Origin of the sequence: Methylorubrum salsuginis (assembly GCF_900114375.1) — a bacterium.
Lineage (GTDB): Bacteria > Pseudomonadota > Alphaproteobacteria > Rhizobiales > Beijerinckiaceae > Methylobacterium > Methylobacterium salsuginis.
Window position 1 is genome coordinate 1 of the sequence record NZ_FOSV01000009.1, and the last position, 21209, is coordinate 21209.

The window sequence follows — 21209 nt, forward strand, 5'->3', positions numbered from 1 at the left end:
GCCGGCGCGGTCGACCGCGCCGACGCCCCGACAAGCTGCACGCCGACAAGGCCTACGAGGCCAAGGCGCGCCGCCAGGAGTGTCGGGCGCGTGGGATCGTCCCACGCATCGCCCGCAAAGGCATCGAGAGCAGCCAAAAGCTCGGCCGCCACCGCTGGGTCGTGGAGCGCACTCACGCTTGGTTCAACCGCTTCCGCCGCCTGCCCGTCCGCTACGAGCGCCGCGCCGACATCTACGACGCCTTCACCACCCTCGCAGCCAGCCTCATCACCCTCAACCAGATCAGACGGTTCTGTTAGGCGCTCTTAACCGCGACCTTAATGATCTCGTCATAGGCCGCCTTCATCCCGAACAACTTCAGCTCGCCCATCGTGGCGAGGATCTGCTGGCGTTCCATCATCGGGCTCTCCTCAGGCTGTCGTAGCGGGCGCAGTCGGCAACGGGTTCGTGGCGTAGCCGCAGACCCTCGGGCGTCGGTAGGGTCACGGCCGCGGCGGGCTCGCGCTGGCGAGCCAGGATGTTGAGGACGACGTCGGCCGAGTGGACGCCCTCGCGCAGCGCCTCGGCACAGGCAGCCTCGACCGCGGGCAGGCCATCGCCGAGCACGGCGGTCAGGATCTCGACCATCTGCCGGTCGCCGTCGGCGCTGCCGGCGAGCTTGCGCCGGACTCGGTCGAGAGCGGCGGGCAGCACCCAGTCCTTGAACGGCGCCCCGTTGCGCAACGCGCCGGGCTTGCGGGCGAGCACGGGAACGTAGTGCCAGGGATCGAACACCGTCTGGCCGCGGCCGAAGACGCGGGCATGCTCGGCAACGATGCGGCCGTCCTGGCGGATCTCGACACGCTCGGCGTAGGCGCGCACCTCGACCGGGCGACCGATGGCCGAGGCGGCGACCGAGTACTTGTTGTTGTCGAAGCGCACGAGGCAGGTCGAGGAGACGGCGGCCGGCACGGCGTGGAAGCCGTCGAAGCGGCCGGCATAGGGCACCAGCGCCGCCCGCTCGGCCTCGAACCGCTCCCAGACGCTGCGCTCACGCTCCTCGGGATGAGGATGGGCCTTGGCGTAGGCGATCACCCCGTGGAGCAGCAGGGCGTTCAGTTCGTCGTAGCTCTTCACCCGGATGCGCGGGGTGAACAGGCGCTCGCGCACCAGCCCGACCTGGTTCTCGACCTGACCCTTCTCCCAGCCCGAGGCCGGCGTGCAGGCCACCGGCTCGACGAGGTAGTGCGAGCACATCTGCAGGAAGCGGCGATTGTAGGCGCGCTCGCGCCCGACGAAGATCGTCTCCACCGCGGTCTTCATGTTGTCGTAGATCCCGCGCTGGCAGGCGCCGCGGAAGAAGGCGAACGCCCGGTCATGGGCGTCGAAGACCATCTCCTGGCTCTCACGCGGGTAGGCGCGCACGAACAGCATGCGCGAGTGGCAGAGCCTGATGTGGGCGACCTTGACCGTCGTGGTCACGCCGCCGATCAGTGCGATCTCGTGGCTCCAGTCGAACTGGTAGGCCTCGCCCGGGGCGAAGGAGAGCGGCACGAAGGCGGGCGCCGTGATGGCCGTGCGCTCCCGCTTCCAGCCCTTGGCGTAGCGGCGCACCGCGTCGTAGCCGCCCTCGTAGCCGAGCCCGCGCAGCACCTCGAACACCCGGATCAGGGTCAGCCGTTCGCGCGGCTGCCGGCTGGCGTTCGTGGCCAGCAACCGGTCGAGGTCGTCCCGCCATGGTCCCAGCTTGGGCAGCGGCTGCACCTCGCGCTCGTAGGCGAAACTGGTGGCTCCCGAGCGGATGACCTTGCGCACGGTGTTGCGGGAGACGTGCAGGTCGCGGACGATGTCCTTGATCGACCGGCCGCGGATGAAGAACTCGCGCCGGATGCGCGCAATCGTGTCCACGCCCTTCATCCCCCACCACCCGTCCGGTCGTCCCGGAGGGCAGTCTGCGAGAGCAAGCTTCAGGGGGTCAGAATTGGACGCCGATCCCCCGCATCAGGGGGTCAAAGTTGCACGCCGAAACACATTCGTGCACATCTCAGCGGTCGAGAAGGCCGGCCTGCGCGACCTCGCCGACGGCCAGAAGATCTCGTATGAGGTGGTGGTCGACCAACGCCGCGGCAAAGCCTCGGCCGAGAACCTCAAGGTCGACTAGACGATCGTTCGTGCCGGCAGCCGAGGTCGCGGCCGGCACGCGCGCACGACGAACGATCCCACTGCATCATCCTGTGCCTTGGGCAGCGCAGCAGAGGCCCAACATGGCTGGATCCAATTCGACCGGTCGCTCGGCGACCCTGACGATGGCCGACTTCAACGAGCGTGCAAAGCGTGCCGTGGCCAAGACGCCGACGATCGAAAAGCCGCCGGAGAAGCGCCGCAACGCGCCGCGACCGAACAAGCCGCCGGTCGCAGCCAAGCCTGAGGGCGAGGCCGGGAACGAGTAGGCCGGCCGCGAGCAGAGCCTCGGGCAACCGCGACCTCGGCCTTCGTCGAGATGCAGGGTTTCGGCTGAGACCTCGTGACATTGGCCGGAGACCCCGCGATGAAGCGTCCCCGTACCACCGGCCATCTGGCCGAACCGCAGCCCCCGCGTGCAGCCCCGGCTGCCGAGCCTGAGCAGAGCGCAGCGGTCGAGGCCGCCGTGATGGCACTTCTGTCGCTCGTCGCGGCCGTCGAGACGCAGCCCGCTGGGCCAGCCACCAAGGCCTACCGGGCGGCGATCCTTCGAAAAGGCGAGGAAGCTGTCGCGGCGGGCGGGAGCGAGGTGCTGGAGGCAGTGTTGCGTCGGGTGTGCGACGCCGCCCCGGACCGCGCCGACCGCCGGGGGCGTATCCTGGCCGAGGCGTGGACGGGCCTGATCGACGCCCAGTCATGATCAGTCGCCGACACGTCGCTTCTGGGCCCGGCGGTCGCGTTCGAAAGCCGTCCCACCCACCCGTCGGTCTCGCCCCCGACCATGCTCAACAGACAGGATCATCGACCATCGTGACCGGAGCGACCCCGAACGTGCCCGCAACGTCCAGGCTCGCCAACGCGGCATCGCGACCCGACGAGGCGCAACTCGCGCGGGACGTGGCTCGGCACTGCGCCGCGTTCCGCGAGCCGATACGCAGGCTGGCTCTGCGTCAGGTCGCCGACACCCTGCTGCCGTACCTGATCCTCTGCACGCTGATGCTCGGCATGGCGGCGAACGGCTACGCGTTGCTGACCCTGCCGTTCGCCGTGCCGGCGGGCGGGCTGTTGGTCCGGCTCTTCATCATCCAGCACGATTGCGGGCACGGCTCGTTCCTGCCCTCACGCCGCGGCAATGACGGGCTCGGCCGCGCCTTGAGCCTTCTGACAGTGACGCCCTACGACAGCTGGAAGCGGGCCCACGCCCTGCACCATGCCTCCACCGGCGATCTCAGCCGCCGCGGCACCGGGGATATCCATACGCTGACCGTGCGCGAGTACCTCGCCCTGCCGCGTCGGAGCCGGCTCCGCTATCGCCTCTACCGCAACCCGTTCGTCCTGATCGGGCTCGGTTCACCGCTCAACTTCCTCCTGCTGCAACGGCTGCCCTCCGGCGTCGGGCTCCCGTGGCGGACGGCGTGGCGCGATGTGCTGACGCTCGATGCGATGCTGCTTGCCGGCCTCGCGCTCCTCACGCTCGCCGTCGGCGGCGTCGGGCCGGTGCTCTGGGTGTTTCTGCCGGTGATCAGCGTCGCCGCCTGGATCGGGGGCTGGCTGTTCTACGTCCAGCACCAGTACGAGGAGACCGTCTGGGAAGAGGCCGACGCCTGGGATTTCCACCGCGCCGCCCTTGGCGGCAGTTCGTACTACGTTCTGCCGCGCGTCCTGCAGTGGTTCACCGGCAACGTCGGCCTGCACCATGTCCACCATCTGAACAGCCGCATCCCGAACTACCGCCTGCAGGAATGCCTGGACGGCCACGAGATCCTCGGCCGCGTCGGCCGTCTGACGCTGCGCGACAGCCTCGGCTGCCTGAACCTCGCACTCTGGGATGAAGAGGCGCGGAAGCTGGTCGGATTTGCACGCGTACGAAGGCTGCGGGTCGGTTGAAGTTCGGCTCGAAGCAGTCCCGTAGCCTTGGCGGGGCGAAAGCCTGAGGGGGAGACTGCCCAACGCGTCTCGACGCACTCCCCTACACGCCGCTGGTCATGCGACCAGTGCCATGTCAGATGCAGGCCGGTGACCGATCATCCCGACGTCCTTCCGCCCGCATCGCTGACAAGCCTCGGTTGGCTCGACTTCTTCGAGGAGCAGCGCGAACCGGATGAGACGGGTCTCGTGCCCGTGCGGATCGCCACGGTTCACCGCTCGCGCCTGACCGGGCTGTCGGAGACGGGATCGACCGAGCTGACGCTTGCCGTTCATACCAACACCGCCGATTTCGCCGTCGGCGATTGGGTTCTGGCTCACCCCCAGACCCGGATGCTTCACCGCCGTCTCAACCGGAAGACGGTCCTGGAGCGACGCGTCGAGGGCAGCCGGACCCTGCAGCCCGTCGCCGCCAACGTCGATACGCTGTTCATCGTCACCTCCTGCAACGCCGACTTCAATCAGGCGCGACTGGAGCGCTATCTGGCTCTGGCCAACCAGGGCGGTGCCGACCCGGTGATCCTGCTCACCAAAGCCGACATGGCGGCCGACGTCGATGTTTATCGCCGTCAGGCTGCTGCCTTGCAGCGCGGGCTCGATGTCGTGACCGTCAATCCCCGGCTGCCAGTGGCGGCAGGGACCTTGGCCCCGTGGTGCGGGGTGGGGCAGACCGTGGCGCTGGTCGGCTCGTCCGGTGTCGGCAAATCGACACTGGTGAACACGCTCGCCGGTCCCGGGCAGGCGCTTCCCCAGGAAACCGGAGGCATTCGCGAGCACGACGCCAAGGGACGCCACACCACGACGTCGCGTTCCCTGCACGCCATTGCAGGGGGCGGCTGGGTGATCGACACGCCGGGGATGCGGACGCTGCACGTCAGCGACGCGGGGGAAGGGATCGCAACGCTGTTTGCCGAGATCACCGAACTCGCGCCCTCGTGCCGGTTTCGCGACTGTACGCACGCGCACGAACCCGGCTGCGCCGTGCAAGCCGCCGTCGCCGACGGCAGGCTCGACCCAGAGCGCCTCATCCGCTGGCGCAAGCTCGTCGACGAGAACCGTGACGACACGCCCGCACCCACCGGGCCGCGCGGCCGACGGAGTGCCGGCGGGTAGACATCTTGAGAGTCTGTCGAGCTCGGCTGAAGTCCCTCAATCTACGCCGGATTCGAAGCATAAGCCTTCAGCCGGAGGCCCCTCTTGCGGTGCAAGGAGGAATAGCAGCAAGGCAGCCGTAAATGCCTCCGGGTGCGAGTAATTGATCCCGTGGGCCGCGCCGGGGATGGCGGTAAGCCGCCCCCGAGGCAGAGAGGCAGCGAGGCTCGTCACTAACGCAAAGGGCACGATGCCGTCCCGCGTGCCCCAGACCGCGAGCGTCGGCTGAGAGACCCGGAACGCCTTTTCTCCGATGTGGTTGTCGACCATGCTCCTCAGGATCACGTCTTGTCGGGCTCAGGGACTGGCGCCGCAGCGGCGCCGATCCCGGAACTCACATCGGCTCCGGTATGAACCGGCACGCCGCCCGGCAACAGCGGCCCAGTCACCAGACTATTGTCAGGCTCCTCCGGCAGCCACTCCAGGCTGGCCTCCACCGCCCGGATGACATCCGCGAAGTCGTAGGGCTTGCGCAGCAGGTGCGCGCGCGGCGGCAACTCCCGTTCAAGATCTGCTCCGGCTCCAGTCGTGACAAAGATGCTGACGGATGGCCAGCGCTCATGAACGATATGGGCGAGCACGACGCCGTTGCCGGGGATATGCCGTCCGGTGATCAGCACATGCACAGGCCCTCGCTGCTCAAGCACAGCGAGGGCCTCATTGGTGTTCCTGACTTCGATGGTTTCGAAGCCTGCATCTGTCAGCATGTCAGCTGTCACCATCCGGATAAGCTCATCGTGCTCAGCGATGAGGATGGCACGCGGTCTACGGCCCGTGATCACCGGCACTCTCCCAACTCAATCTCTGGTCGTCAGACCAGGGGCTGAGGAGCACTCCGGCTTGGCGATGTCGCCGCTCCATGGATAGGGGAGCCAGCGTTCTGTACCTGAAATTTGGTCGAGAGCCTAATTTACGTGCAAACTAACCGCCTGCTGGAAGGGCCTGAGCGGAGTCGATCGTGCCTTTAAATTGAGCGCGTCATAAATTACAGCCATTGTGCAGCGTTCCATTGCCCTTCGCCGTGCAGCTTTTGTTAATTTTGTTTTGCGGAAATGCCTCGGCCTCCTCGTCAGCACAAACGGGCAAGGCGCGAATTGCCTCAGTGAGAATGCATATCATCTCAGCGCGACTTTCCAGCATGACGGCGGGAGGTTCGCCCACAAGGCTGCGCCAAGCCGACATGAAATCCACCATTGACATCTGGTCCAAGGCTTCCGCCGAGGGTAGAGCCTGACGGTTCGTCATCCGGTCCTTCCCGTTCACTGTACGGGCTACCGGGCAGCGCAGCGCTTGGTTTCAATACGGCGTCGCCATGGTGAATGAAGTCCTCGGCGAAAGCCTCAGTCGTCAGTGACTACAGCCCTGTTCATCGCCGAACACCAGTCCTTGCCGAGCCCATCACCGGCCGCGAAACAGACATCGACGGCGACACGCTCGACATCCGCGGGCAGCGGTTCCGTCTGCAAGGTGTTGACACACCCGCGAAACATGTCAGGCCTTCCCCCCACCGAGGACGAGGCGCAGGGAGCGGGCGAGTTCTTCTCGCCGGTAGGGCTTGTTGAGGACCGGCAATTCGCCACGGCCGATGACTTGGCCCTCGTCGAGATTGGCCACGTAGCCCGAGGTCAGCAGGATCTTGATGCCGGGACGCACCCGCTCGGCCTCCGCGGCCAGTTGCGAGCCGTTCATTCCACCGGGCATCACCACGTCGGAGAACAGGATGTCGATGCGCTCGACGCCGCGTAGGTGCTCCAGCGCCTCGGCGGCGTTGCGGGCGACGATCACCCGGTAGCGCAGCTCCTCCAGGCTCTCGACTGCCATGCCGAGTACGGGTTCGTCGTCCTCGACCAGCAGGACGGTCTCGCCCTCGCCGGCCCGGCGCAGCGGCAGCGTGCCGACAGGGCCGGTCCCGATCTCCTCGCCCGCCGGGTCGGTCGAGCGCGGGAAGTAGAGGCTCACGCTCGTGCCCTGGCCGACCTCGGACTCGATCTGGGCAAAACCCTTGGCGCTGCGGGTGAAACCGTAGACTTGGCTGAGGCCGAGCCCTGTGCCCTTGCCAACCTCCTTGGTGGTGAAGAACGGCTCGAACACTCGCTGGATTCTCTCGGGCGGGATGCCGCTGCCGGTATCGGTGACGGAGATCACGACGTAGGGGCCGGGCGGCACGCCCTTGTCGGCAACGGCTGCCGTGCCGAGGCGGATGTTGCGGCTCAGCACGCAGATGCGCGCCCGACCCTCGCGGCCCTCCATGGCGTCGCGGGCGTTGACGATGAGGTTGAGCACCGCCGACTCGAACTGCGCCGGGTCGATCCGGATCGGGTCGAGCGCCGGATCGAGGTCGAAGGCGAGTTCCACCGCACCAGTCGCGGCGCGCTCGGCGAGAGGCTTGAAGTCGATCAGCAGCCGGTTCGGGTTGAGGGTCTGCGGTCGCAGCATCTGGCGGCGGGAGAAGGCCAGGAGTTGCTGGGTGAGCTGCTCGCCGCGGCGCGCCGCCCCCATCGCGGCCTCCGCCAGCCGCTTCACCCGTTCGACCTTCTCAGGCGCGCGCAGCATCATGTCGAGGCCGCCGACGATGACGGTGAGCAGGTTGTTGAAGTCGTGCGCCACGCCGCCGGTGAGCTGGCCGATCGACTCCATCTTCTGGGCCTGGCGCAGGGCCTCCTCGGTGACGTGCTGGTCGGTGCGGTCCATCAGGATGCCGGCGAGGCGCTGGGTCCCTGCGGCTTCGTCGTGCTTCACCTGGCCGCGCAGAGCGATCCAGCGCACCGTCCCGTCGATGCGGCGGATGCGGCATTTGAGGTCGAGCCGGCCGGTCTCGGCGACCGCGGCGAAGGCCGCCTCGACGCCGACGCGGTCCTCCTCGAGGACGTGGGCGAGGAAGCTCTGCCGGTCCCAAGACCGCCCCGCGCCTTCATAGCCGAACACAGCATCGAACCGGGGCGAGCAGCGAGCAAGGCCGGTGGTGCTGTCGATCTCCCACGAATTCATGCCGGCGGCGTCGAGGGCGAAGGCGAGGGCCCCGTGCGCGGCCTCGACCTCCCGCGTCCGTTCGGCGACGCGCCGCTCCAACTCCTCGTTCGCACGTCGCAACTGCGCCTGTGCCCGCTCCCGCTCGTGAAGATAGGCCTGCGCCTGATATTGCCGACGCCGCGCCCTCAGCGCCGAGAGGACGGCGCTGGTCAGCGTCTCGGCGTTGATCGGGCGCTCCAGTAGGACGACGTTGCCGAGACGCTGCAAGAGCTCCGCGGCCCGCCCCGTGCGGCGCCCGGCTTGGCGGGTGGCCAGCACGATGAAGGGGAAGTCCGACCACGGTTCCTGCGCGTCGAGCCAAGCGAACAGGTCCGCCGCGTCGCCCTCGGCGAGCGCCTCCTCCGTCGCCAGGGCCGTGCCCGCGCCGGACCGCAGCCCGCCCGCCCACGCGGCCGCATCGGCGCAGACCTGCCCGGTGAGCCCGGCGCGGCCCAGTACCTGCCCGATCACCGGCGCGTCGCGCCCGTGGGGGGCCAGGATGAGGACGCGTTCCTCGAGCATGGCGATCACGCGTCGGTGCCCGGGGCGTCCGGCTCCGATAGCATCGCCACGCGTCCGCGATAGCTGGGCAGGCCGGTGAGCACGCCCTCGAAATCGGTCAGAATCGCCCCAACCTGCAGGCCGTCGGTCGAGAGCCGCAACTCCCGGATCGAGCGCTCGTGGGCGTTGACGCGGCTCTTCACCACGGAGAGGGCCGTGCGGATCTCGGCCCGCGCCTCGAAGAAGCGGAACAGCAGGATGCAATCGCTCAGGTAGCTCAGATCGGTGTCGGTGCGGACCTCGCCGACAATGCCGTGCTGGCCGAGCACGAGAAGCGTGATGACGCCCTGCTGATTCAGGTAGCTCACCAGCTCGTGCATCTGCAGCAGGAGGAATTGCTCACCCGGCATCGCGTGCAGGTAGGCGTTCAAGCTGTCGATGGCCACGAAAGTCGAGCCACGCTCCTCCACGGCCTCGCGCACCATCATGGCGAACTCGCCCGGCGAGAGTTCGGCGGCGTCGATCTGCGTGATGGTGAGCCGCCCGGATTCGAGATGCGGCCGCAGGTCCATGCCGAGCAGCTTGGAACGGGCGAGCAGGGTCGCGAGGCCCTCGTCGAACAAGTAGTAGGTCGCGCTCTCGCCCCGCTCCAGCGCCGCGAGCATGCAGCGGATCCCGGTCGTCGTCTTGCCGACGCCGGAGGGACCAAGCAGGAGCGTGTTGGTGCCGGGCGACAATCCGCCGCCCAGCAGGAGGTCGAGTTCGGCCGAGCCGGTCGAGCGGGCTGTCGGCTCGAAGCGGCCGTGATGCTCGGCCGCGATCAGGCGCGGAAACACCCGGATCCCGCCGGTCTCCAGCGTGAAGTCGTGATAGCCGCCGCGGAACTTGATGCCGCGCATCTTGACGATGCGCAGGCGCCGCCGCTCGGAGCCGAATTCCCGCGTCGCCTGACCGAGGGAGATGACACCGTGCGCAATGCTATGGAGTTGCACGTCGCCTGCCTCCGAGGTGCGGTCGTCGAGCATCAAGACGGTGCAGGCGCGCTTGGCGAAGAAATGCTTGAGGGCGAGGATCTGGCGGCGGTAGCGCAGCGGATTCTGGGCGAGAAGGCGCAGCTCCGACAGGCTGTCGAACACGACGCGCACGGGATTGATCGCCTCGACGCGGGCGATGACCTCGCGGACGGTCTCGCCGAGTTCCACCTCCGAGGGGTGGAGGATTGACTGCTCGCTGTCGGGATCGAGCCCGAACTCGCTGACGAGTTCGTAGACGTCGACGCCGCCGAGCGACCAGCCGTGGGTCGCAGCCGCCGCCCGCAATTCGTCGGCGGTCTCCGAGAGGGTCACGTAGAGGCTCGGCTCGCCCTTGGCTGCACCGCCGAGCAGAAACTGCAGGGCGAGCGTAGTCTTGCCCGTGCCGGGCGTCCCCTCCACGAGATAGAGGCGGTCCGGGGTCAGGCCGCCGCACAGAACCTCGTCCAATCCGGGAAGACCGGTCGAGATGCGGGCTCCGGGACCGGGTCGGGCGCCTGGGGTGCCGGCAGGTTGGTTCATCGGCTGCGTCGTCGCTCCCATTTCGTTCTAATGTCGTGGATGGTTTCGAAGCCGAGAGCCGCGAGGATCGGCGCCGACGGCCCCTACGCGCGGCTTCTCAACACCCTGCAGTGAACCGCCGAGCCGGCAGGAGGTTCAGCCCGCCGAACGGGCTATCTTTCCCTGAAAGAAAGGCGCAAGGTCTCGTCACCGTCGGAAGAGCGATCGTCAGGCTCCGATGGCTGAGGGCGCATGATGTCCCCGCCTGGATCGAACAGGCGGATGTCATGACCAATATCGTCCAACTCAGAGACTATGACGGCGGCACGGCTGCCTACCGGCTCTACGATGTCGGGTGCACCGGCCGTGAGGGGGCCGGGCGCACGCTGCGCGCCCGGAGCGACACCGAGGCGAAGGCGCTCGCCCTCATGCTGCTGGGCGATCATCCGATCGAACTCTGGGACCGGACGCGCTTCATCGCCCGCTACTGGCCCGGCAACCTTCCGATGGCGGTCTCGATCGAGGCGCGTCAATGAACGCGCGTCACGTTCCGTCCCGACATTTTTGAACGAGGAGCCACGACATGGCCAACGAAAAGAAGCGCGGAAATCGCGAGACGAAGAAGCCGAAGAAGGCGACCCCGAAGGTCATCGCCGCCGCACCCTCCACCAAGGATGCGGTCTCGGCGGCGATCCGGTCGGCCAACCGTTAATCTGCCGTCGTCCGAATCCGCATGCGGCGCGGCCGATTTTAACGGCCGAAGCATGTGGCTAGGCTGCTCGATGCTATACCCCGGCGATCGGCACTGTCGTCGTCGCCGAGGGCGGAGGGGACGACCATCCGCCTCATCCGGGTCGAGCAGCCGCACCGCCATTTTGAAGACATATCACGGGTAGGCTGCGGCATCGCTCACAACCTCGACCCCACTCTTAGTCCTTCTGGCTCGATACGCGGCGCCAAGTGCGAAGGAATGCCTGAGCGCTTTGGCTCCAGTGACCGTTCGACATCGATCCGAACGGCTATGGCCGAACTCCACTCAGCCTGACCATGCGAATGGCCTTACTGCCTTGGCGACGGCCGATGGCGAGACGACGTCTACGTCCTGGCGCTATGGTGCCGACCGTATCATCTGCCTCGCCGTTGGTTCCGACAACGTTCTCGCGACCATCAGTCGGTTCGGGTGAGCGCCCGCGCACGCGGAGAACACTGCTGAGGCTGGAACCTGCTAGGCAAGATCCATGGGGCCGTGATTTCTAAATTTTTACAGATGTTTTCGCACATTATGACTTTGTGCGGCTTCCATTAAATTTGTCTGTTTTGGGCTGAAGCGGTTAAGGAGGATATCCTCTCGATCTCTTGAGATATGATATCTTATTTGAACCTCAATTATTCTTACAAAGTCACTATCACTGCATTTTTTCTTTCAGGGCAATGGCAAGAGCATCGGCCGCAGCCATCATCGTAAGTTCGTGCTTTATCTCAGCCGTTGAAGGAAGACGCATTTTCGTCCGAAACGCAGCGTCGTAGACATTGTTGCGGCTCCTCTTTTAAATAATTATCAATGATAGTTAGTCATGAATATTAAAGATCGAAAGATTTTCGATGCCCATATTATATAACGTTTCGACACATTTTCCGTTCCCAATCCTGAATCAAATTCATCATATAAATCAGAAGCGCCATGATTTCCGTGTTAATATCTTTGAGGTGTGGTTCAGGGTGAGGCCCTCCCGCCGCAGCAGAATGAGCAGGCGCCGGTCGCCGAACCGGCGGCGCTCGCTGGCCAGGCTGCGCAGGCCTGCCCGCACGGCTGCATCGTCACCGCGGGACAAAGCGTAGCGGTATAGTGCCGCCCTTCGTCGATATGAAATAAGTATCGTGGCATTGATCGCTCGTCCAAATTGGGCGAGCGAATGTAGAGGGCGTGGCTACACTCGGATCGGCCGAGAGGGCACATTCTGTCGGCTCTTTTGACAAACTGGGGTAGTGCGGACCGGCTTGGGGATCGGAGACGCGCTCCCCGACCTCAAAAGGTCCGCTGCCGAGCGCCAAGCGGCCATTCCAGCGGCATCGGTCGAAGGTCGGGAAGTGGCGCATAGCCGAACAAGCTGGACGAACCTTAGCCATTCATAAATTCGTCTATTCTCGTCGAAGTTCAGGACAGGATTCAAAGTCGGTTTATCGCCTGCTCGCTGAAGCAGGTTTTCGGCAACGTATCGACAGAATGCAAAGAGCCTCGACGGTGGCACAAGGTGGTGGTACAAAGGCGATCGGACCGTGCGGTCTAAGTATCTGTTTTCATTCATGTTTACTTGGAAAGTGGGCAATCCTTTCCTGGGCACCAACTGGGGCTGGATCCCATTGCCTCAAATCGGATTGCAAGGTAAGTGATCAAGCCATTGCACTTATAGCGGGTGCGACGATACTCCCATTTGAAGCGATGGAATCTTCTCCAATTCTCGCTTCATCGCGGAGATTTCATACTCCCCGTAGCCGTCCCCGACCGTTCGGTGCGCGTGCCCGGTGATGGCGTCAGTCAGATCACCGGCCAAGCCGTAATTACGCGCGAGCGTCTTGAAGCGGTGCCGCCACGAGTGATTCGGCGCAAGCCTAGGATCGATCAGCCCAAGGGCGCGAACCCAGCGACCTAGGATCTTTGTGCCATTGCCGCCGCGCTTGCCGAATTTATCCGGCGGCAGATCGGGGAACAGTGGCCCCCTGTTTTGGCTGCGCACGAACTCGAGGAAACCAGCGGCGAGGAGCGCCGAGTGGAGGGGTACCGTCCGCTCCGAGCCCGCGTTCTTCAGCGAGCCGGCTTCGGCGTCGAACCGCATCACGGCGATGCCATCGACTTCACTGAAATCCTCGACGCGCAACTGGCAGACCTCCGACAGCCGAGCGCCCGAGTACGCGCACACCAGCGGCACCCACCGCTTGACCGGGTCGCACTCACCCGCCGCTGCGGCGAGGATCTGAGTCGCCTCGGCGTCCTTGAAGCCGCGCTTGCCCTGGCCTGGCTTCTGCTTGACGCTGATGGTGATGCGCTCGGCGGGATTCTCAGGAAGCCGTCGGTTGTCGACACCCCAGCGCAGCACTGCCCGTACCGGCGCCAAGCGGCTCTCACGGATGGTCTTCGCAGACAGCCCCGATGCCACGAGGCTATCTTTCCAGGCAACGAGTTTGTCAGCTGTGACTCGCGTGGCGTCGTTGTCCCCGAGGAATGCCGCGAGCTGCTGCATGACCCGCGTCCAGTCGTAGACCGTCTTCTCGACCGGCTTGCGCTCGGCGGCCCACCCCTTCACCAGATCGTCGAATGAGACCTTGGCCGTCGGCGCCGAGCGCGGCGTGGGCGTTCGATCTGCGGATGGTGCACGCTCAGGCAGCGTCTCCACCACGTCACCGAGCGCGTGCCGTTCGAGGGTCAGGCTCGCGCGCTGGATGGCTGCAGAGACCGCCTGAGCCAGCGTGCGACGCCCGTCCGCGTCGAGCTGTAGGCCCTTCTTCGCGATGAGGGAGTCGGCTTGTTTAAGACACCACGCCTCCATGTCGTCCTCACCCCGATCAGCGTAGGCGCCGTGCAGAACCTGGTGAACGACGTCGGGACGGCCCCACAGCCCGACCCGGCGCGGCTGCCACAGGCGCGCGAAAAGGTCGGTACGCCAGAAATTTTGGCTCGGGTTGTCGCGATGTAGGGCGATCCAGCGATCGTGAGCCGGCGCGGCCAGTTCGTGCGCTTCCCGCTCGCTCAGCACCGTAGGGCCAGCCGCGAGAGTCGCCCAGCGTGCCTCGATTTCGCGAACGGCATCGATAAAACGAGCGCGGGCGACCTCGGGGTCCTTCGTGCGCAGGCTGAGCTTCTCGAGAGACCGGCCGACCAGCGGACGTAGCGGGACCGGCACGGCTTTGCGGACGTAATAGATTCCGCTGTCGGGATGCTTCCAGGGACGTGCCATCGGCAGGGGCATATGTACCACCCGAATGTACCAGTCGGGCCGTACGAACACGTTGCGGGTCAGCAACTTACCGTGATGATTGAGCTTTTAGCAAGATTGGCGGAGAGGGGGGGATTCGAACCCCCGATGCCCTTGCAGGCATGCCGCATTTCGAGTGCGGTGCATTCAACCGCTCTGCCACCTCTCCGCAGAGGTGTCGTGACGACGGGAAGCGCCCTAGCATGCGGGGTGGCGCTCCACAAGCCGCCTTCGCAATTGTCGTGGCGCGATCCTGCCCCGGCGTCGCATCGGGCCTTGCCGCGGGCCGGGCGGCGGTGTTGATGCGGGGGCATGTCCGATCTGTTCGCCTCCGCCGGTCTCGAGGCGGGTGCCCCGCGTCCGCTCGCCGACCGGCTGCGCCCGCGTCGCCTGGCCGAGGTCGTGGGCCAGGAGCACCTGACCGGCCCCGACGGGGCGCTGACCCGGCTGCTGGCGGGGAAGTCGCTCGGTTCGCTCGTGTTCTGGGGGCCGCCCGGCACCGGCAAGACCACCGTGGCGCGGCTTCTCGCCCACGAGACCGATCTCGACTTCGAGCAGATCTCGGCGATCTTCTCGGGCATCGCGGACTTGCGAAAGGTGTTCGAGGCGGCGCGCCGTCGCCGGTCCACCGGGCGGGGCACGCTGCTCTTCGTCGACGAGATCCACCGCTTCAACCGGGCGCAGCTCGACGCCTTCCTGCCCGTGATGGAAGACGGCACCGTCACGCTCGTCGGCGCCACCACCGAGAACCCGTCCTTCGAGCTGAACGCGGCGCTCCTCTCCCGCGCCCGCGTGCTCCTATTTCGGGCCCTCGATCCGGCGGCGCTCGCCCGGCTCCTGGCACGGGCCGAGCAGATGGAGAGCCGTCCGCTGCCCCTCGACGAGGAGGCCCGCGCCGCCCTGGTGCGGATGGCCGACGGCGACGGACGCGCCGCCCTGACGCTCGCCGAAGAGGTCTGGCGTTCGGCCCGGCCCGGCGAGACGCTCGACGCCGAGACGCTCCAAGTGCTGGTGCAGCGCCGGGCGCCGATCTACGACAAGGCGCAGGAGGGGCATTACAACCTCATCTCCGCCCTGCATAAGACCGTGCGCGGCTCCGACCCCGACGCGGCGCTGTACTATCTCTGCCGGATGCTGGATGCGGGCGAGGATCGCCTGTTCATTGCCCGCCGCCTCGTCCGGATGGCGGTGGAGGATGTCGGCCTCGCCGACCCGCAGGCTTTGGTCGTGGCGAATGCGGCAAAAGACGCCTTCGATTTCCTCGGCTCGCCGGAAGGCGAACTGGCCCTGGCGCAGGTCACGGTCTACCTCGCCTGCGCGCCCAAATCGAACGCGGTCTACAACGCCTACAAGGCTGCCACCCGGGTCGCCAAGGCCAACGGCTCGCTGCCGCCGCCGCGCACCATCCTGAATGCCCCGACCGGGCTGATGCGCAAGATCGGTTACGGCGAGGGCTACCGCTACGACCACGACGAGCCCGACGCCTTCTCCGGCCAGGATTACTGGCCCGAAGGCCTCGGGCGGCAGCATTTCTACGAGCCGACCGACCGCGGCATGGAGACCCGGTACGGTGAGCGCCTCGCATGGTGGGAGCGGCTGCGCCGGGAGCGGCGCGGCGAGGAATAGGCATCGCGCTCTCGCCGCATCCCAAAAAAGCCCCATGGGCATGGCCTGTGCGAGCGCCCCGGCGAGGGCCGCTCCGGCGGCCCGGCGCCGAGCCTCCCCCAGCGCGGCACGCTCCAGAGATCGAATGCTCAAGACCGCCTTCGTCGCCGCGCGCGATCGCCAGCGCCTCTCCGAGATCGCCTCGGTCCTGATCGGCTTCGGCCTGACCAAGGTCGTGGACCGGCTCGGCCTGCACAACATCCCGCTGATCCCGCGCCGCACCCCGCGGGTCGACGTCACCCGCCTGTCCCAGCCCGAGCGCCTGCGCCGCGCCATCGAGACGCTGGGGCCGACCTTCATCAAGTTCGGCCAGATCCTGGCGAGCCGGCCCGACCTGCTCTCGCCGGTCTGGACCGACGAGCTGGAGAAGCTGCACAGCCAGGTGAAGCCGGTGCCGTGGGCGCTGATCGGGCCGCAGCTCGAGGCCGATCTCGGCGCGCCGCCCGAGCAGGTCTTCGCCGAGTTCGACATCGAGCCGATCGCCTCGGCCTCCATCGCCCAGGTCTATCGGGCCCGCCTGCATTCGGGCGAGGAGGTCGTGGTCAAGGTTCTGCGGCCGGGCCTGCGCAAGGTGATCGAGGCGGACCTTCGGCTGATGGCGCACGGCGCCCGCATCGTCGAGGCGGAGTGGCCCGAGATGGCCCGCTACCAGCCCCAGGAGCAGATGCGCCACCTCGCCAACGGACTCAACGGCGAGCTCGACCTGCTCAACGAGGCCCGCAACTGCGAGATGATCGCCGAAATCTTTGCGGGCCGCGACGACATCGTCATCCCCAAGATCCACTGGGAATGGTGCTCCGAGCGGGTGCTGGTGCAGGAGTTCATCCACGGCGTCTCGCCCAACGACGCGGCGGCCCTCAAGGCGCTCGGTGCCGACAAGAAGGCGCTGGCGCAGAAAGGGTGCGACGCTTTCCTGCGCATGGCCCTGATCGAGGGCGTGTTCCACGCCGATCCGCATCCGGGCAACCTGCTGGTGATGCCGAACGACCGCATCGGCTTCATCGATTTCGGCATCGTCGGGCGCCTGTCGCAGAAGCGGCGCCAGCAACTGCTCGTGCTGATCGGCGCCATGCTCAAGCAGGACGTCGACGGCCTGATGGCCACGCTCCTCGACTGGACCGGCACCTCGAACCCGGACCTGACCAAGCTCGAGCAATCGGCCCAGAACTTCGTCCAGACCCATTCCTCGATCCCGCTCAATCTCGGGCTGGTGCTCACCGATTTCATGACCATGGCCCGCGAGAACGACCTCGCGATGCCGACCGATCTGGCGATCCTGTTCAAGGGGCTCGTCACCGCCGACGGGGTGATGCGGCAGCTCGATCCGAATTTCGACCTATTCTCCGCCGCCGGCCCGACCGTGCGGGCTTCCATGCGTCAGCAGTTCAACCTGCGCGGCCTGATGCGCAAGGCCGAGTCGCTCGGCACCGGTCTGTTCGGCGCGGCCTCCGAGCTGCCGACGCTGATCCACCTGATGCTGGTGCGGCTCAAGCAGGGCCGCGTCACCGTCGAGATCGAGCTTAAAGGTATGGACAAGCTCGTGCGCGGCATCGAGCGCGGCGCGGCCCGTGTCGCCGTCGGCCTCGTCGTGGCGGCCTTCGCGACCCAGCTCGCGCCGCGCCTGATCGATCTCGGCACGCCGGTCTTCGTCATCATCGGCCTGACGATTGCCATGCTCGGCGTCGGTTGGCTGCTGCTGCTCAGCCGCGATCGCTGAGCCGGATCAGAACCCGGCGTCTGGGGCTCAGGTTCGGTCAAGTTTTTCGCCTTGCCCGAAATCTTTTCTGAAATTTCAATTCAGTTGTCGAGTTCGCGAAATCTGTTAACTTGAGGCGGTACCGAGTCGCGGCCCGCATGGGGGCGCGGCGGGACCACGACGCGGATTCCTTGCGGGTCCGAGTTCCCGTTGAAGCCCCGGCATCAGACCACGAAGCCTCTCCGGCTCGCGTGACGCGCCGACGCGACCCGAGGCCGGGTCGAGAGCGAGCGCCAGGGGGACTTCGATGCGAACCGGCCTGGACGGCGGCTTCGGGCTCGCCGAGATCGAGCGCGTCCGCAGTGACGTGGTGTTGCCGCGCATCGGCGAGGCCGATTCGCGATCCGCCGCTTTGCAGGGCATCCCCGAGCCGCAGGGGGGCTGCGCGGAATGGCCCGGTTGCGTCGTCGGTGCTGGGCGCCTGCCCCCGCAGGTCCTTGCGGCCGACGCGGACATCGTCCGCCCCTTCGCGGCGAGCCCTGACGGCGTCGCGCTGCTGGATGCCGCCGGTCGCGTCGTCGCCGCCAATCCCCGGGCCGGCGCGCCGTGCGGCGGCGCCTGGACCGAGGGGTGGGACGGGCCGGAGGGCCGCGCCGCGGCGGAGGCCGCGCTCGTGCTCGCCCGCACCGGCAGCCCGGCCCGGTTTCGCGCCGCCACGGGCCCGCTCTCCTGGGACGTGACGGTGACGCCGGTCGCGGGCCCGCGCCCGCGCCTCCTCGCGGTCGCCCGCGACGTCTCCGAGCAGCGTCAGGGCGAAGCGCGCCAAGCGGTGCTGCTGATGGAGATGGAGCACCGGCTCAAGAACACCCTCGCCATCGTTCAGGCGATCGCCACCCAGACCCTGCGCAACGCGCCCTCGCTCCCGGCGGCGGCGGATTCGCTCGGCGCGCGGATGCTGGCGCTGGCCCAGGCGCACGATGTGCTGATGCAGGGGGCCTGGGCCAGCGCTTCGCTGCGTGGCCTCATCGACGGCGCGGTCCGCCTGCACGGTGACGAGACGCCCGAGCGGTTCCAGATCACCGGTCCGGAGATCATGGTCGGCCCGCGGGCGGCGCTCACGCTGGCCCTGATGCTGCACGAACTCGGCACCAACGCCGCGAAGTACGGCGCCCTGTCGAATCCGGGCGGGCATGTCCGCATCGGCTGGCGGATCGCGGGCGAGGCCGGAGGCGAGTGGCTCTGGTTCCGCTGGGCCGAGCATGGCGGTCCGCCGGTGACGCCGCCGGCCCGCAGCGGCTTCGGCTCCCGCCTGATCGAGCGCAGCCTCGTTCACAGTTTCGGCGGCAGCGCCCGCCTGCGCTATCCGCGCGGCGGCGTCGTCATGGCCCTGGTGGCGCCGCTGGCCGCGGTCGCCGCCGAGGGTTGAGGCTCCCGCCCCGGGAAGCGTTCCCCGGGACGTGCGTGTGGTCGGTCGTGCGTGCCGTCGGTCAGGCGCGGATGGCGGGCTTCGCCTTGAGGGCGGTGGCGAGCGCCTTGAGCTGCCGGTCGAGGTCGGCCAGCTCGTTCAGGGCGATGGTCTTGTGGCCCGCCTTGACCGCGCGCTCGATGTCGCTGACCTGCGAGGAGGCCATGCGCTTCAGTTCGGTCGCGAGTTGTTCCCTGGTCATCGGCGCTCCTTTCAACACCAAGGCTCGATGGCTCGTCCGCGGCACGGCCGCCGCACCGCGGCTGCCCCAAGAGGCGGCGACGGCGCGGGAGCTTCCGCAGAAGGCCCTGAGGCCGGTGATAGGCGCTTAGCCTTAACCGGTGGTTTTTGCCGGACGCATTTCGTTCACCCCGGCCGGCGGGGCGGTCGTGCCGGCCGCGGCGGCTGCGCCGCCTTCCCCTGGATTGCCACGCTCCGGTCTCGGCTTTTAGACCAGACTCAGCGCACCGAAGAATCCGAGAAGCCCATGCAGGCCTACACCACCCTCGCGGCGACCTTCGCCCGCCTCGGCGCCCTCGACGATGCCGGCGGCATCCTCGGCTGGGACACCCAGACCCAGATGCCCGACGGCGCCGCCGACACCCGTGGCGAACAGATGGCGGTGCTCAAGGTGCTGTCCCACGAGATCCTGACCGATCCGCGCACCCTCGAACGGCTCGACGAAGCCGAGGCCGGGGCGGACGATCTCGGCGAGTGGGAGCGCGCCAACCTGCGCGAGATGCGCCGGGCCTATGTCCATGCGGCCGCCGTGCCGGGCGACCTCGTCGCCGCCGCTTCCAAGGCCGCGACCCGCTGCGAGATGGTCTGGCGCGAGGCCCGCGCCGAATCCGACTTCGCCAAGCTCTCCCCGCACCTGACGGAGGTGCTGCGGCTCCAGCGCCGCGTCGGCGAGGCCAAGGGCGCGGTGCTCGGGCTCTCGCCCTATGACGCCCTGCTCGACGGCTACGATCCGGGCATGCGCCAGGCCCGCATCGACCCGCTCTTTTCGGAGTTGCGCGCCGTCCTGCCGAACCTCGTCGTCGAGGTGCGCGAGCGGCAGGCCGCCGAGGCCCCTCCCCTGGCGCTGCCCGGCCCCTTCCCGGTCGCAGCCCAGCGCGCATTGGGCCTCGAGCTGATGCGGGCGGCCGGCTTCGACTTCTCCCGCGGGCGGCTTGATGTCAGCCTGCATCCGTTCTGCGGCGGCGCCACCGACGACGTGCGCATCACCACCCGCTACGACGAGGCCGCGGTGACCGGCGCCCTGATGGGCGTGTTGCACGAGACCGGCCACGCTCTCTACGAGCAGGGCCGCCCGGCCGCGTGGCGCCATCAGCCGGTCGGGCTCGCCCGCGGCATGAGCCTGCACGAGAGCCAGTCCCTGCTCATCGAGATGCAGGCCTGCCGCGGTCTGGATTTCTGCCAGTACCTCGCCCCCGCCTTGCGCCAGGCCTTCGGTGGCGAGGGGCCGGCCTGGACGGCCGAGAACCTGCACCGGCTCTACACCCGCGTGGAGCCCGGCTTCATCCGGGTCGATGCCGACGAGGTGACCTATCCGGCCCATGTCCTGCTGCGCTACCGCCTGGAGACCGCGATGATCGCGGGCGACCTCGCGGTCGCCGACCTGCCGGGCGCGTTCGATGCCGGTATGAAGGAGCTGCTCGGCCTCACCGTGCCGAGCGACCGTCTCGGCTGCCTCCAGGATATCCACTGGCCCGGCGGCAGCTTCGGCTATTTCCCGACCTACACCCTCGGCGCGCTCGCCGCCGCCCAGCTGTTTGCTGCCGCCAACGAAGCGGTGCCGGAGATCCGGCCCGGCCTCGCCCGTGGTGACTTCGCGCCGCTGCTCGGCTGGCTGCGCCGGAACGTCCATGCCCGCGCGAGTCTCACGGAGACCGACGACCTCTTGGTGGCCGCCACCGGCCGTCCGCTCGGCACGGCCGACTTCCTGGCGCATCTGCGGCGGCGGTATCTCGGGCAGGCTTGACCGGGCGGCGTAAGACCCATCGGCGATGATCCCGACTCATCGCCGATTGCCCCCTCGCCGCCGGCCCGGATGGCAAGGGACGGCGCGGGGGCACAGGCTGCCGGGCGGGAGGTTCGGTAGGCGGCCGAGCGGGCATCCGGGTCCACTG

Annotated in this window: 18 protein-coding genes, 1 tRNA gene and 3 pseudogenes; 12 read left to right on the plus strand and 10 right to left on the minus strand. The window is 67.5% G+C overall.

Going from position 1 to position 21209, the window contains the following annotated elements:
- Positions 1-299 (plus strand): transposase (locus tag BM140_RS12100; protein WP_165616446.1); only part of this gene is annotated, 299 nt, incomplete at its 5' end.
- A gap of 5 nt (positions 300-304) precedes the next feature.
- Here BM140_RS12100 and BM140_RS12105 read toward each other — a convergent pair.
- Positions 305-397, minus strand: a pseudogene (locus tag BM140_RS12105) (ATPase); the annotation flags it as partial.
- Positions 397-1896: an IS21 family transposase gene (istA, locus tag BM140_RS12110; protein WP_091946171.1), complete on the minus strand. Its 1500-nt coding sequence runs from the start codon at positions 1894-1896 to the stop codon at positions 397-399. The gene istA and the pseudogene BM140_RS12105, both read right to left, overlap by 1 nt.
- 109 nt (positions 1897-2005) lie before the next feature.
- Between istA and BM140_RS26265 the strand changes: the two are divergent.
- The 5 genes and pseudogenes from BM140_RS26265 to rsgA form a co-directional block, all read left to right on the plus strand.
- Positions 2006-2140, plus strand: a pseudogene (locus BM140_RS26265) (cold-shock protein); the annotation flags it as partial.
- 145 nt (positions 2141-2285) lie between these two features.
- Positions 2286-2429 (plus strand): hypothetical protein, encoded by a 144-nt coding sequence (locus tag BM140_RS25860; RefSeq protein WP_165616447.1) that lies wholly within the window; start codon positions 2286-2288, stop codon positions 2427-2429.
- A gap of 98 nt (positions 2430-2527) precedes the next feature.
- Entirely contained in the window at positions 2528-2860 is a 333-nt protein-coding gene (locus tag BM140_RS12120) for a hypothetical protein (protein ID WP_091946174.1), read from the plus strand.
- A gap of 131 nt (positions 2861-2991) precedes the next feature.
- Positions 2992-4047 (plus strand): fatty acid desaturase, encoded by a 1056-nt coding sequence (locus tag BM140_RS12125; protein ID WP_244535403.1) that lies wholly within the window; start codon positions 2992-2994, stop codon positions 4045-4047.
- Between the two features lie 129 nt (positions 4048-4176).
- Positions 4177-5199: a ribosome small subunit-dependent GTPase A gene (gene rsgA, locus BM140_RS12130; RefSeq protein ID WP_091946182.1), complete on the plus strand. Its 1023-nt coding sequence runs from the start codon at positions 4177-4179 to the stop codon at positions 5197-5199.
- Between the two features lie 320 nt (positions 5200-5519).
- Here rsgA and BM140_RS12140 read toward each other — a convergent pair whose 3' ends face one another.
- The 4 genes from BM140_RS12140 to BM140_RS12155 form a co-directional block, all read right to left on the minus strand.
- The gene (locus tag BM140_RS12140; protein WP_244535404.1) at positions 5520-6020 is read right to left on the minus strand and encodes a hybrid sensor histidine kinase/response regulator; all 501 of its coding nucleotides are present in this window, start codon (positions 6018-6020) and stop codon (positions 5520-5522) included.
- 196 nt (positions 6021-6216) lie between these two features.
- Entirely contained in the window at positions 6217-6483 is a 267-nt protein-coding gene (locus BM140_RS25395; protein WP_131803809.1) for a hypothetical protein, read from the minus strand.
- A gap of 246 nt (positions 6484-6729) precedes the next feature.
- The gene (locus BM140_RS12150; RefSeq protein WP_091946576.1) at positions 6730-8775 is read right to left on the minus strand and encodes an ATP-binding protein; all 2046 of its coding nucleotides are present in this window, start codon (positions 8773-8775) and stop codon (positions 6730-6732) included.
- Positions 8775-10301, minus strand: a complete 1527-nt coding sequence (locus BM140_RS12155; protein ID WP_091946580.1) for an ATPase domain-containing protein — start codon at positions 10299-10301, stop codon at positions 8775-8777. Before BM140_RS12155 ends, BM140_RS12150 begins: the two co-directional genes overlap by 1 nt.
- A 266-nt stretch (positions 10302-10567) precedes the next feature.
- On the opposite strand from BM140_RS12155, the gene BM140_RS12160 reads away from it, so the two are divergent.
- On the plus strand, positions 10568-10816 hold the full coding sequence (locus tag BM140_RS12160; RefSeq protein ID WP_091946186.1) for a hypothetical protein: 249 nt from the start codon (positions 10568-10570) through the stop codon (positions 10814-10816).
- 47 nt (positions 10817-10863) lie between these two features.
- A complete protein-coding gene (locus BM140_RS26580) occupies positions 10864-10992 on the plus strand; it encodes a hypothetical protein (protein WP_280142588.1) in 129 nt (42 codons plus the stop codon).
- 997 nt (positions 10993-11989) lie between these two features.
- On the opposite strand, the pseudogene BM140_RS26270 reads toward BM140_RS26580, so the two are convergent.
- From BM140_RS26270 to BM140_RS12170, 3 genes and pseudogenes are all read right to left on the minus strand, one after another.
- Positions 11990-12124: pseudogene (locus BM140_RS26270) on the minus strand (IS3 family transposase); the annotation flags it as partial.
- A 561-nt stretch (positions 12125-12685) separates the two neighbouring features.
- A complete protein-coding gene (locus tag BM140_RS12165; RefSeq protein WP_244535405.1) occupies positions 12686-14299 on the minus strand; it encodes a site-specific integrase in 1614 nt (537 codons plus the stop codon).
- Between the two features lie 31 nt (positions 14300-14330).
- A tRNA-Ser gene (locus tag BM140_RS12170) sits at positions 14331-14420 on the minus strand.
- Between the two features lie 143 nt (positions 14421-14563).
- Here BM140_RS12170 and BM140_RS12175 point away from each other — a divergent pair.
- The 3 genes from BM140_RS12175 to BM140_RS12185 all read left to right on the plus strand — a co-directional run bounded on the left by BM140_RS12175 (position 14564) and on the right by BM140_RS12185 (position 19038).
- A complete protein-coding gene (locus tag BM140_RS12175; protein WP_091946189.1) occupies positions 14564-15877 on the plus strand; it encodes a replication-associated recombination protein A in 1314 nt (437 codons plus the stop codon).
- Between the two features lie 124 nt (positions 15878-16001).
- Positions 16002-17633 carry an ABC1 kinase family protein gene (locus BM140_RS12180; protein ID WP_091946192.1) on the plus strand — a complete coding sequence of 544 codons (1632 nt, stop codon included), beginning with the start codon at positions 16002-16004 and terminating at the stop codon, positions 17631-17633.
- 286 nt (positions 17634-17919) lie between these two features.
- Positions 17920-19038 (plus strand): PAS domain-containing sensor histidine kinase, encoded by a 1119-nt coding sequence (locus BM140_RS12185; protein ID WP_091946194.1) that lies wholly within the window; start codon positions 17920-17922, stop codon positions 19036-19038.
- A gap of 61 nt (positions 19039-19099) precedes the next feature.
- Here BM140_RS12185 and BM140_RS12190 read toward each other — a convergent pair whose 3' ends face one another.
- Positions 19100-19279 carry a hypothetical protein gene (locus BM140_RS12190; protein ID WP_056246319.1) on the minus strand — a complete coding sequence of 60 codons (180 nt, stop codon included), beginning with the start codon at positions 19277-19279 and terminating at the stop codon, positions 19100-19102.
- A 285-nt stretch (positions 19280-19564) separates the two neighbouring features.
- On the opposite strand from BM140_RS12190, the gene BM140_RS12195 reads away from it, so the two are divergent.
- On the plus strand, positions 19565-21061 hold the full coding sequence (locus tag BM140_RS12195) for a carboxypeptidase M32 (RefSeq protein ID WP_091946197.1): 1497 nt from the start codon (positions 19565-19567) through the stop codon (positions 21059-21061).
- Positions 21062-21209: the final 148 nt, after the last annotated feature.